Below are 10819 nucleotides of genomic sequence, written 5' to 3'. Positions count from 1 at the left end.
CGGCCGCCGGTCATGTCGGCGATCCACATCTTGGTGCTGAGCACGGCAATGAATCCGCCCGCCAGCCCCATCAGTGCGCTGCCGGCCAGAATCGCGGCGAGCCGATAGCGCAGCACCGGCAGGCCGGCGGCATCGGCGGCCTGGGGGTTCTCGCCCACGGCGCGCAGTTTCAGCCCGCTGCGGGTGCGGTTGAGAAACCAGACCACGGCAAAAAAGATCACCACGGTGAGGAACACCATCGGGTTCTGCCTGAACAGGCCTCCCACCACCGGCAACTCGCTCAGCGGCCACAGCTCGACGGCCGTAAGTCCGCTGACCGGGCGATTGGTCCAGCCCAGCAGGGTGCCCAGCAAGCCGGTCAGGCCCTGACAGAAAAACACCAGGGCCAGCCCGGCAATGACCTGATTGATGCGCAGCACCAGCCCCATCAGCGCGAACAGCAGCGAGACCACGCTGGCGGCCGCCATGGCCGCGAGCAGGGACAGCCCCGGCAGGCCCAGCGCCAGTTGCATGCCGATCCCGGCCAGGGCGCCCACCAGCATCATGCCTTCGGCACCCAGCGCCAGCACGCCGGCACGCTCGATGATGATCAACCCCAGTGCGGCGAGGGCGAAGGGCACGGCGAATTCGGGAACGCTGCTCAGCCAGTAAGTCACCAGATCCATCACTGTTCTCCCGCCTGGATGCGCCGCAAACGGTGCCGTATGAAGAAGTCCGAAGAGGCCACGCAGATCACCAGGATGGCCTGGATCAACTGCACCATCGAAAAGGGGATCTGGTAGAACACCTGCAGGCTGCGCCCGGCGACGAACAGCATCGCCACCAGCAAGGCGACGATGGCGGCAGCGAACGGGTTGTTGCGCGCCAGAAACGCGATGAGAATTCCCGAGAAACCGTAGCCTTGGTAGAACGACTGGGTCAGTCGACCTTCCTGGCCTGCGCTGACGATGAAGCCCGCGACACCGGCCAGGGCACCCGACAGCAGCACGGTGCCGAGGATCATCCGCCGTACCGGCACCCCGACGGCGCTGGCCACGCGCGGGTTGGCATCGACGAAGCGCAGGTACAGGCCGGCGCGCGATACGCTGATGAACCACACGGCCAGGGCCATGATGACCACGGCGATGACGATCGCCACGTTGTAGCCGGCGAACAGGTCGGGCAGCCGTTCGAACGGGCGGAAGGCGGGCGAGTAGGGGAAGTTGTCCCGTGGGTCTTTCCAGCTGCCGTAGAGCAGGTGCAGCAGGAAGTTGGCGGCGATGTAGTTGAGCATCAAGGTCGAAATCACTTCGTTGACCTTCAGGCGCAATTTGAGCAGGACCGGTGCCAGGGTCCAGAGCATCGCGCAGACGATGGCCGAGGCCATCATCAACGGCAGGCGCAGGGCCTCGGGGCCGATCTTGAAGATCGAGATGGCCGCCGCGCCGATCCCGCCCCAGATCATCTGGCCTTCCAGGCCCAGGTTCCAGAAGCGTGCGCGAAACGCCAGGCAGCCGGCCATGCCGACCAGAATCATCGGCGCCGCCTGGAACAGCACGCCCTTGAAGTTGCCGGCATCGAGCAGCGTCTGGCCGACGAACTCTTCCAGCAGTTGGTCGGCCGGCACGCCCGCCGCCACCAGAATGGCCGTGCTCAGGGCCAGGCCGACGAGCACCGCCAGGCCGATCACCAGCGCCTGGCCACCCCAGCCCATCTGCTGGCGCAGCTCCAGGGTGTAGCGTCGGCCGAGCAGAGGTTGGCGTGGGGTCTTGAGCAGGGGTTGGGAGAGTTCAGTCATGGCTCACCATCGCTTTGCCAATGGCCTGGCGGTCGGCCGGGCAGTCGAATTCGGCGACGATGCGGCCGCCATTCATCACGCCGATGCGATCGGCCAGGGCCAGCACTTCGTCCAGGTCTTCACTGATCACCAGTACCGCCGCCCCGGCATCGCGCGCGGCCCGCAGGCGTGCGTGCACCGCCTGGGTGGCGCGCACGTCCAGGCCTCGGCTGGGGCTGTGCACCAGAATCAGCTGTGGATTGCGGCTGAATTCCCGTGCGATCACCAGCTTCTGTGCATTGCCGCCGGACAGCAGTGCAGCTTTCTGCTGCAGCGAGCGCACACCCTGGACATCGAAATCGGCCACCGCCTGGGCGGCGTCTTCCAGCAACCGTTGGCCGCGCAGGCGCAGGAAAGAGCCGTAACGGCCATCGTGCAACTGGCCGATGGCGAAGTTCTCGGCCACCGACAGCGAGCCGGCCAGCGCCGCCCCATATCGATCGGCGGGGATGGCGGCGATACGCAAGGTTCGGCGTTGTTGGGCGCTGGCCTTGCGCAGGTCGCCGAAGGACGCCAAGTGGATATCGCCTTCGGTCGGTTGTTCAAGGCCCATCAGGGCATTGGCCAATTCGCCCTGGCCGTTGCCACCGACCCCGGCGATGCCATAGATCTGTCCGGCGTGGAGTATCATATCCACGCCCTTCAGCCCGCCGGTGCCGGCCACGCTGGTGAGATTGCTGACCCGCAGCAACGCTTCGCCCGGCGTTGCCGGTAGGGTCGGGCTGAGCGCTGCCGATTCGCCGACGGTGAGGCGCACCAGCTCCTCGACGCTGACGCCCTGCGGGTCGAGGGTTTTGATCGTGCGGCCGCCGCGCATGACCGTCACCCGGTCGGCGTAGCGTTTCACATCGGCCATCTTGTGGGTGACCAGCACCACCGCAGCACCTTGGCGGGCGAAGGACTGCACCGTGCTCAGCAGGCGCTCGGCTTCCTGGTCGGTGAGCACCGCAGTGGGCTCATCGAGAATCAGGATCCGCGCGCCCGCCAGCAGCACCTTGAGAATTTCCACGCGCTGCTGCTCGGCCACCGACAGGGTTTCCACCACTTGGCGCGGATCGAGGACAAAGCCTAGTTCCTCGGCCTTGCGGGCGATGGTCTGCTCAAGCGCGGCCAGCCGCCTGCGGTAGCTGCCTTCTCCCGGTTGCTCGGGCAGGCCGAGCAGGATGTTCTGCGCCACGGTGAAGGGGCGCACCAGCTTGAAATGCTGGTGAACCATGCCGATGCGATAGCGGCTGGCATCCTTGGGGCTGTGCAGGCGCACGCTGTTGTCGTCGATCAGCACGCTGCCGGTTTCCGGTGCGTACAGGCCGGCGGCAATGTTCATCAGCGACGACTTGCCAGCGCCGTTCTCGCCGAGCAGGGCATGCACCTCGCCCCAGCGGGCGCTGAAGTCAGCTTCGCTCAGCGCCTTGAAGCCGTCGAACGACTTGCTGATACCGGTGAGTTGGAGCGCGTTGGCCTGGCTCATTTCTGGGTCATCACGCCTTTGACGAACCAGTCCATTTTCCACAGATCCGGATCGCTCATGACCTGGCCTGGGGCGAGCCGCTGCTGGCCATCACGGTCAGCCATGGGCCCGGTATAGAGCGTCTTGGTGCCGGCTAGCAGCTCGGCCCGCGCCGCGTCGATCCTGGCTCGGCTCTCGGGGCTGATCACGGCGTCCTGGGTCAGGCTGATGTCGGTGCCGCCCTGCTGCATCGACAGCAAGGCGCCATTGGCCTGGGGAACCCAGTTGCCGGCCATGATCTTCTTCACCTCAGGGGTGAGGAAACGGTCCCACACCCACATCGACGAGCACACGGTGGCCTTGGGCGCGAACTCGCTCAGGTCCCGGTGATGACCGGTGCCATGAATGCCCCGCTCCTGGGCGACGATCTGCGGCGTCGGGCTGTCGACGTGCTGGCCGATCACGTCGACACCGTTGTCGATCAGCGCCATGGTGGCAGCACGTTCCTTGACCGGGTCGTTCCACGCGCCGGTGTAGATGACCGTGACCGTGGCCGCAGGATTGATTTGCTGCGCGCCCAGTTCGTACGCGTTGATGGTCCAGTTGACCTGGCCGAAGGGGTTGGCGGCCACGAAGCCCAGCTTGCCCGACTTCGACGCCGCACCCGCCGCCATGCCGCACAGGTACTGGCTTTCGTAGGTACGACCGTAGAAGGATTCGAGGTTCGCGGCGTTGGTGGTGCCCGAACCGTTGAGGAAGGCCACGTCGGGGTATTTCTTCGCCAACGCCAGGAAGGTGTCGGAATAACCGAACGCGGTGCCGATGATGATGTTGGCGCCGCGAGCGATCAGGCGATCGACCACCGGCGTGATGGCTGCGGCGTTTTCGGGAACGCTCTCGACGTACTGGATCTTCTGATCCAGGCTCTTTTCCAGCTTGATGCGGGCTTCGTCGAATGCCTGGGTCCAGCCACCGTCGTTGCGCGGGCTGATGTAGACCATGGCGATCTTGGCCGGGCCCTTGAGGGTCAGTCCCTCGGCGTAGGCAGCAGTGCCTGTCCCACAGGCCGAAGCGGCTAGCAAAATTCCCGGTAGCAGTGTCTTGATCATGAGGCGCCTTCCTGAAATGTGAGCATGGGGCAGCGGGATGCTGCCGTGGCCAGGAACCTGCCCTAAGCCGCCCGGAGCTCGAAAGCAGCATCCGTGCCATTTCAGAAAAGCGCTTTGATTACAGTGTATTGGGTTATTTTTGGGGCTTAATTCAGATCAATTGGTCCGAACTAGAGCACTTGGTTTGTGCGCTCGGCACGATTAGAGGGCATTCACGCAGGTCTTGGCCGCACGCCATCGAGTATCAAACCGCGCAACCCCACCAGGACCTCTTCGAAAAACACCGGATCGTGCAGGGTCTTGCCGGTCACGGCCTCGACCTGGGTGCGGAAATCGGCGTAATGCTGGGTGGTTGCCCACAGCGAGAAGATGAAGTGGTGCGGGTTGATCGGTGCCAGTTGGCCTGTCGCGATCCAGTGTTCGATGACGGCCACTTTGGTGTCGACGGTTTCGCGCAAGGGCTGCTGCAGTTCACTGAGCATCAGCGGCGCGCCTTGCATGATCTCCATGCAGAACAGACGCGACTCTGCCGCGTGATCCCGAGAGAGTTCGAGCTTGGCCTTGATATAGGCGCCGATGGCCTCGACCGGATTTTTGTCGGCGGTGAAGTACTGCAAGGGGCTCAGCCAGACCTCCAATAACTGCCTGAGCACGCTCAGGTAGAGATCGTCCTTGCTGGAAAAGTAGTACAGCAGGTTGGTCTTGGAGACGTCGGCCCGAGTGGCCACTTGGTCGAGGCTGCTGCCGTGCAGGCCATAGCGGGAGAACACATCCAGCGCGGCGCCCAGTATCGCGGTGCGTTTGCTTTCCATCAGCTGCAGCCGCCGCTTGAGTGCCGCCGCGCTCGGCTCGCGGGTGGCCTTGACCGCGGGCTTGGGCTTGACGTTGCGCGTGCGCTTGGCACGGGGCTCGTTGGCGGGGGGATGCTCTTTCACGCGTCTGGAACCTGCGGCTGGAGGTAGGCGGCCATGATAACGGGCGAATGTCCGCTGACGATACAGGCACGGGGACGTCGTGCATCGTTTTGCACCGCGACGCGGAAAATCGCACAAACCAAGTGCTCTACTTCGGACCGTTTGGTCCGACAAAGTTTGCAAATTGTTTGCAAACTGTTGAAAGTAAAGGATTAACCAAACATGGCCTGATCCCTGCTAAGTGACTTTCATGCGCAACCTGTCCGGTGCGTAACGATCATCACTCAGAAAGGGAACCACATGGATATCGGTGTTTTCACTCCTATTGGCAACAACGGCTGGTTGATTTCCGAAAACGCGCCGCAGTACCTGCCTACCTTCGAATTGAACAAGCAGATCGTGCAGAAGGCCGAGCACTACGGCTTCGACTTCGCGCTGTCGATGATCAAGTTGCGTGGCTTCGGCGGCAAGACGGAATTCTGGGAACACAACATGGAATCCTTCACGCTGATGGCCGGGCTTGCCGCCGTCACCAGCAAGATCCAGTTGTTCGCCACGGTCGCCACGCTGACCATCCCGCCTGCCATCACCGCACGCATGGCGGCGACCATCGATTCGATTTCCAACGGCCGCTTCGGGGTCAACCTGGTGACCGGCTGGCAGAAACCGGAGTACGAGCAGATGGGCCTGTGGCCCGGCGACGAATTCTTCGGCACCCGCTATCAGTACCTGGGCGAATACGCTCAGGTCCTGCGCGACCTGTGGAGCACCGGGCGCAGCGACTTCAAGGGTGAACATTTCACCATGCAGGACTGCCGTGTCAGCCCGCGCCCACAGGCCGACATGAAGCTCATCTGCGCCGGCCAGAGCGAGGCGGGCATGGCCTTCTCGGCGCAGTACGCCGACTACAACTTCTGCTTCGGCAAAGGTGTGAACACCCCGACCGCGTTCGCGCCCACGGCCCAGGCGTTGCTCGAAGCCAACAAGAAGACCGGCCGCCACGTGACCTCCTGCGTGCTGTTCATGATCATCGCCGCCGACACCGACGAGGCCGCCCGCGCGCGTTGGGAGCACATCAAGGCCGGTGCCGATCAGGAAGCCATCGCCTGGCTGGGCGAGAAGGGCTCGGCAGACAAGGGCGCCAGCTCCAACCTGCGGCAGATGGCCGACCCCACCTCGGCGGTCAACATCAACATGGGCACCTTGGTCGGTTCCTGGGCCAGCGTGGCGCGCATGCTCGACGAAGTCGCCAGCGTGCCGGGTACCCAGGGTGTGATGCTGACGTTCGATGATTTCGTGCAAGGCATCGAAGACTTCGGCCGCAAGATCCAGCCGCTGATGAGCAGCCGCCAGCACGTAATGCCTACCTTGGAGGCCGTATGATGAATGTGCCCGTCAACGTCGCCGGTGTGTCCCTGCCGCAGGACTCGCACCCCGCCCGTGAACTTCCCGCCCGCCCCGAAGCCCTGCGCATGAAGGCCAGCGAAACCGCGCTGGTGGTGGTCGACATGCAGAACGCCTACGCCAGCCTGGGCGGCTATCTGGACCTGGCCGGCTTCGACGTATCAAGTACGGGCCCGGTGATCGCCGCCATCGAGAAAGCCCTCGTGGCGGCGCGCGCGGCAGGTATTCCGGTGATCTTCCTGCAGAACGGCTGGGACGCCGACTACGTCGAGGCAGGCGGGCCGGGCTCACCCAACTGGCACAAGTCCAATGCGCTGAAAACCATGCGCAAGCGCCCCGAGCTGCAAGGCCAGCTGCTGGCCAAGGGCGGGTGGGACTATGCCCTGGTCGACCCGCTCAAGCCCCAGCCCGGCGATATCGTGGTTCCGAAAACCCGCTACAGCGCGTTCTTCAACTCCACGTTCGACAGCACCCTGCGCGCTCGCGGCATCCGCAACCTGGTGTTCACCGGCATCGCCACCAATGTGTGCGTGGAGTCGACCCTGCGCGACGGTTTCCATCTGGAGTATTTCGGCGTGGTGCTGGCCGATGCCACTCACCAGGCCGGGCCGGCGTTCGCGCAGCAGGCAGCGCTGTTCAACATCGAAACCTTCTTCGGCTGGGTCTCCAGCGTCGACGACTTCTGCACCACCTTCGCCCCCGTGGGGGCTGTTTCCTGAGGACGCACAGATGAGCAAACGATCGATTATCCCTGCCGGCACCGGCAAGCCGCTTGCCCCCTTCGTTCCCGGTTCCATGGCCGATGGCGTGCTGTACGTCTCGGGCACGCTGCCATTCGACAAGGACAACAATGTGGTGCACGTGGGCGACGCGACGTCGCAGACCCGCCATGTGCTAGAGATCATCAAGGGCGTGGTCGAAGCGGCCGGCGGCACCCTGGATGACGTGACCTTCAACATGATCATGATCCGCGACTGGGCCGACTACGCCAAGGTCAACGAGGTGTACGCCGAGTACTTCGCCGGCGAGAAGCCTGCGCGCTATTGCATCCAGTGCGGTCTGGTCAAACCTGACGCGCTGATCGAAATCGCCAGCATTGCGCACATCGGCTGATACTCACTGCGGAGGTTTGCATGTACCACGCCATACACGGTCGGCAGGATGCCGACGCACCCACTCTGGTACTGAGTTCGGGGCTCGGCGGTTCGGCCGGGTTCTGGGCGGGCGATCTGGCGCTGCTCGGCGAGCAGTTTCGCGTCGTGACCTATGACCATGCCGGAACCGGACGCAGCCCCGCGCAGTTGCCCGAGGGCTACAGCATCCAGCACATGGCCGAAGAGCTGCTGGGGCTGCTCGACGAACTCAATATCGAGCGATGCCATTTCATGGGCCACGCCCTGGGTGGCCTGGTGGGATTGGCGCTGGCAGCGCTGCAGCCCCAGCGCCTGAGCAGCCTGGTGTTGATCAATGCCTGGAGCAGCCCCAATCCGCACAGCGCGCGCTGTTTTGCCGTGCGCAAGAACCTGCTGCGTGACAGTGGCGCCGAGGCTTACGTACAGGCGCAGGCGTTGTTCCTGTACCCGGCCGACTGGATTGCCAGCAACGGCGCGCGCCTGGCCGCCGACGAGGCCCATGCGCTGGCGCATTTCCCCAGCCATGACAACCTGCTGCGGCGGATCAACGCGCTGGAAACCTTCGACATCGAATCGCGCCTGGCGAGCATCGACACGCCTGCGCTGGTGATCGCCAACCGAGACGACATGCTGGTGCCGTGGCAGCGTTCCCGGCACCTGGCCGAGCACCTGCCCAACGCCAGATTGGTGGTGCTCGAATACGGCGGACACGCCTCGAGCGTCAGCGATCCGCAACCCTTTCATCACGCCGTGCTGGACTACTTTCAAGGACTTTCACTATGACCGTGTCTCATTCGATTCCCGTCGAGCGTCAAGCCTTCCGCGATGCCATGGCGGGGCTTGCCGCTGCGGTGAACGTCATCACCACCGACGGCCCCTACGGGCGGGCGGGATTCACGGCGACGGCGGTGTGCAGCGTGACCGATCAGCCGCCGACGCTGTTGGTGTGCATCAACCGCGCAGCCTCGGTCTACGAGTCTTTCACGGGCAACGGCATGGTATGCGTCAACACCCTGGGCAATGGCCAGCAAGCCCTGTCCAACGCCTTCGGCGGCAAGATTCCCCAGGAGGAGCGTTTCGCGGCGGGGCACTGGAGCCAGGGGATTACCGGTGCGCCGATTCTGGAGGGCGCCAAACTGTCCTTCGACTGCAGGATCACCAGCAGCACCAGTGTTGGCACCCACGACATTCTCTTCTGCGAGGTGCTGGACATTCGCCAACAGGACGAGGCCGACGTGCTGGTCTATTTCGCTCGCCGCTACCACGAACTGGCGGGTACTCAAGCCAGCGTTTGAGTGGTGCGGTCAGTCCGGCTTGCCCATGAGCATGAACAAGCGAAACAGCACCACGGTGGGCAGCAGTTGCAGAAAGCTGTTGACGCTGTCGACCAGCAGGCGCACCGGCGTGGGCTGGGTATCGGCCCAGGCCATGGCACTCAGGCCGTCGAGCAGCCACAGCGGGATCATGATCGCCAGCAGGGTGAACAGGATCGGCCAGAACTTGCCTTTGGTCAGGTCGAAGCTTTCGCGCATGGCCTGCAACGGGGTGGTATTGCGCAGCACCAGCAGGTATTCCGAGAACGACAGCTTGATCATCAGGTACAACCCCGGTAGTACGAACAGCCACATGCCGAACATGATCAGCAGGGTGCTGATGGCCGCCATCAGGGCGAAGCGTGGCCACAGGTGCAGGGCCTTGCCCAACAGGTGCCGGCCCTGGGGCTCATAGCCGTCGGTGCGGGCATCCAGGAACAGGATCAGCGCAGCGGTGTACAACGGATAGAACAGCAGGCCCACGGCCACGTCGTACATCACCGAGGCGTCAGGACCGTTGACGCGTGCCACCAACTCGCGCGCCAGCGCTTCGCAGACCACGAGCGGCAGGCACAGGCGCAGGATCGCCCACAGGTTGATGCGGAAAAAATAGAACGAGTCGCGCAATACGATCAGCGGGTTCATGGGGCCGGGTCACAGGTCAAAAAGCAGGTCGACACTTTAGCCGATGGTGGCGTTTTTCAACACCCGGTCGGGGCGTCATGGAGCGTGAGGGTGGGCGCAGGTGAACAAAGTTTAATCGCGGCCGGTCATTGAAAGACGGGGCAGCAGCCCCATCATTGCAGCAGAACCGACGCATTGTGCGCCGGCCACCCCATTTTCCGGGCAATCGAACGAGGTCGCCATGAACACTGATGAACAAAGCCTGATCGACGGTCTGTTCACCCGCCTCCAGCAGGCCGAAAAGGAGGGCAGTGCGCGCGATGCGCAGGCCGACGAGCGCATCAAGGGGCACGTCTCCGCCCAGCCCGCCGCGCCCTATTACATGGCGCAGGCGATCCTGGTCCAGGAAGCGGCGATCAAGCGCTTGAGCGAGCAGAACCAGCAGTTGCAGACCGAGTTGCAACAGGCGCGTAGCCAGGCGGCCGCGCCGGCGCAGCAGGGCGGTGGTGGTTTCCTGTCGAGCATTTTCGGCGGCGGCAACCGCGACGTGCAGCAACCGGCGCGGGCCGTGCAGCCGCAGGGCAACGGCTGGCGCGAACCGGCCCGCCAGGCGCCGGCATACCAGCCGCCGCCACAGCAGAACTACGTAGCTCCAGGCGCTCAGGCGCCGGCGGGTGGCGGCTTCATGCGCGGCGCCCTGCAGACAGCTGCCGGTGTGGCCGGGGGCGTGATGCTGGCACAGGGCATCAGCAGCCTGTTTCACCACGACAACCCCCAGGAGATCGTCGAGGTGATCAAGGAAGAGCCGGCCCAGGCCAGCGACAGCGGCGGCTGGAACGACAGCGGTGACGCCCAGCAGGTGAGCAATGACAGCTGGAACGACCAGGGCGGGCTGGCCGATGCCGGTTACGACAGCAGCGGCGACAGTGGCTTCTTTTCCGACGATGATGATTTTGTGTAAGGCCTGAGGGCCTCTTCGCGGGCAGAGGGCTCGTCGACCTGCCTTTACATTGTTCGGTGGAGCTCATGGCCCCTTCGCGGGCAGAGCCCGCTCCCACA

12 protein-coding genes are annotated in these 10819 nt (G+C 64.1%); 6 read left to right on the top strand and 6 right to left on the bottom strand.

Features of this window, described 5'->3' with window-relative positions; genetic code table 11:
• The 5 genes from B2V21_RS19675 to rutR all read right to left on the bottom strand — a co-directional run.
• A partial coding sequence (locus tag B2V21_RS19675) for an ABC transporter permease (protein ID WP_286917770.1) occupies positions 1-665 on the bottom strand: 665 nt, incomplete at its 3' end.
• Entirely contained in the window at positions 665-1777 is a 1113-nt protein-coding gene (locus B2V21_RS19670) for an ABC transporter permease (protein ID WP_286917769.1), read from the bottom strand. The genes B2V21_RS19670 and B2V21_RS19675, both read right to left, overlap by 1 nt.
• Positions 1770-3284 (bottom strand): ABC transporter ATP-binding protein, encoded by a 1515-nt coding sequence (locus B2V21_RS19665; RefSeq protein ID WP_286917768.1) that lies wholly within the window; start codon positions 3282-3284, stop codon positions 1770-1772. The genes B2V21_RS19670 and B2V21_RS19665 overlap by 8 nt, the downstream gene beginning before the upstream one ends.
• On the bottom strand, positions 3281-4372 hold the full coding sequence (locus B2V21_RS19660; RefSeq protein ID WP_286917767.1) for a BMP family ABC transporter substrate-binding protein: 1092 nt from the start codon (positions 4370-4372) through the stop codon (positions 3281-3283). Before B2V21_RS19660 ends, B2V21_RS19665 begins: the two co-directional genes overlap by 4 nt.
• Positions 4373-4584: 212 nt before the next feature.
• Positions 4585-5307: an HTH-type transcriptional regulator RutR gene (gene rutR / locus B2V21_RS19655; protein WP_049860882.1), complete on the bottom strand. Its 723-nt coding sequence runs from the start codon at positions 5305-5307 to the stop codon at positions 4585-4587.
• Positions 5308-5586: 279 nt separating this feature from the next.
• On the opposite strand from rutR, the gene rutA reads away from it, so the two are divergent.
• From rutA to rutF, 5 genes are read left to right on the top strand one after another with little or no spacing between them, the layout of a single operon-like run.
• Complete coding sequence (gene rutA, locus B2V21_RS19650) at positions 5587-6669, top strand: pyrimidine utilization protein A (RefSeq protein ID WP_043192722.1); 1083 nt, start codon at positions 5587-5589, stop codon at positions 6667-6669.
• Positions 6669-7409 carry a pyrimidine utilization protein B gene (rutB, locus tag B2V21_RS19645; protein WP_282348324.1) on the top strand — a complete coding sequence of 247 codons (741 nt, stop codon included), beginning with the start codon at positions 6669-6671 and terminating at the stop codon, positions 7407-7409. The genes rutA and rutB overlap by 1 nt, the downstream gene beginning before the upstream one ends.
• Before the next feature lie 10 nt (positions 7410-7419).
• Positions 7420-7803 carry a pyrimidine utilization protein C gene (gene rutC / locus B2V21_RS19640; protein ID WP_286917766.1) on the top strand — a complete coding sequence of 128 codons (384 nt, stop codon included), beginning with the start codon at positions 7420-7422 and terminating at the stop codon, positions 7801-7803.
• Positions 7804-7823: 20 nt separating this feature from the next.
• Positions 7824-8606, top strand: coding sequence for a pyrimidine utilization protein D (gene rutD, locus B2V21_RS19635; protein WP_049860885.1), 783 nt, complete (start codon positions 7824-7826; stop codon positions 8604-8606).
• The gene (gene rutF, locus B2V21_RS19630) at positions 8603-9118 is read left to right on the top strand and encodes an NADH-dependent FMN reductase RutF (protein WP_286917765.1); all 516 of its coding nucleotides are present in this window, start codon (positions 8603-8605) and stop codon (positions 9116-9118) included. Before rutD ends, rutF begins: the two co-directional genes overlap by 4 nt.
• Before the next feature lie 9 nt (positions 9119-9127).
• Here the strand turns inward: rutF and B2V21_RS19625 are convergent, their stop codons facing one another.
• Positions 9128-9781 carry a YciC family protein gene (locus tag B2V21_RS19625; RefSeq protein WP_282348322.1) on the bottom strand — a complete coding sequence of 218 codons (654 nt, stop codon included), beginning with the start codon at positions 9779-9781 and terminating at the stop codon, positions 9128-9130.
• 220 nt (positions 9782-10001) lie between these two features.
• On the opposite strand from B2V21_RS19625, the gene B2V21_RS19620 reads away from it, so the two are divergent.
• Positions 10002-10721: a DUF2076 domain-containing protein gene (locus tag B2V21_RS19620; protein WP_286917764.1), complete on the top strand. Its 720-nt coding sequence runs from the start codon at positions 10002-10004 to the stop codon at positions 10719-10721.
• The last annotated feature ends 98 nt before the right edge of the window (positions 10722-10819 follow it).

Origin of the sequence: Pseudomonas sp. UBA6276 (assembly GCF_002438365.1) — a bacterium.
Lineage (GTDB): Bacteria > Pseudomonadota > Gammaproteobacteria > Pseudomonadales > Pseudomonadaceae > Aquipseudomonas > Aquipseudomonas coleopterorum.
Note: the sequence above shows the minus strand (reverse complement) of the source record. Positions and strands in the feature narration are given on the sequence as shown.

What these genes read in the sequence shown, in the direction of transcription:
- B2V21_RS19670 (WP_286917769.1), bottom strand. Translation starts at nt 1,777, where the DNA reads ATGACTGAACTCTCCCAACCCCTGCTCAAGACCCCACGCCAACCTCTG.
- B2V21_RS19665 (WP_286917768.1), bottom strand. Translation starts at nt 3,284, where the DNA reads ATGAGCCAGGCCAACGCGCTCCAACTCACCGGTATCAGCAAGTCGTTC.
- B2V21_RS19660 (WP_286917767.1), bottom strand. Translation starts at nt 4,372, where the DNA reads ATGATCAAGACACTGCTACCGGGAATTTTGCTAGCCGCTTCGGCCTGT.
- rutA (WP_043192722.1), top strand. Translation starts at nt 5,587, where the DNA reads ATGGATATCGGTGTTTTCACTCCTATTGGCAACAACGGCTGGTTGATT.
- rutB (WP_282348324.1), top strand. Translation starts at nt 6,669, where the DNA reads ATGAATGTGCCCGTCAACGTCGCCGGTGTGTCCCTGCCGCAGGACTCG.
- rutC (WP_286917766.1), top strand. Translation starts at nt 7,420, where the DNA reads ATGAGCAAACGATCGATTATCCCTGCCGGCACCGGCAAGCCGCTTGCC.
- rutD (WP_049860885.1), top strand. Translation starts at nt 7,824, where the DNA reads ATGTACCACGCCATACACGGTCGGCAGGATGCCGACGCACCCACTCTG.
- rutF (WP_286917765.1), top strand. Translation starts at nt 8,603, where the DNA reads ATGACCGTGTCTCATTCGATTCCCGTCGAGCGTCAAGCCTTCCGCGAT.
- B2V21_RS19625 (WP_282348322.1), bottom strand. Translation starts at nt 9,781, where the DNA reads ATGAACCCGCTGATCGTATTGCGCGACTCGTTCTATTTTTTCCGCATC.
- B2V21_RS19620 (WP_286917764.1), top strand. Translation starts at nt 10,002, where the DNA reads ATGAACACTGATGAACAAAGCCTGATCGACGGTCTGTTCACCCGCCTC.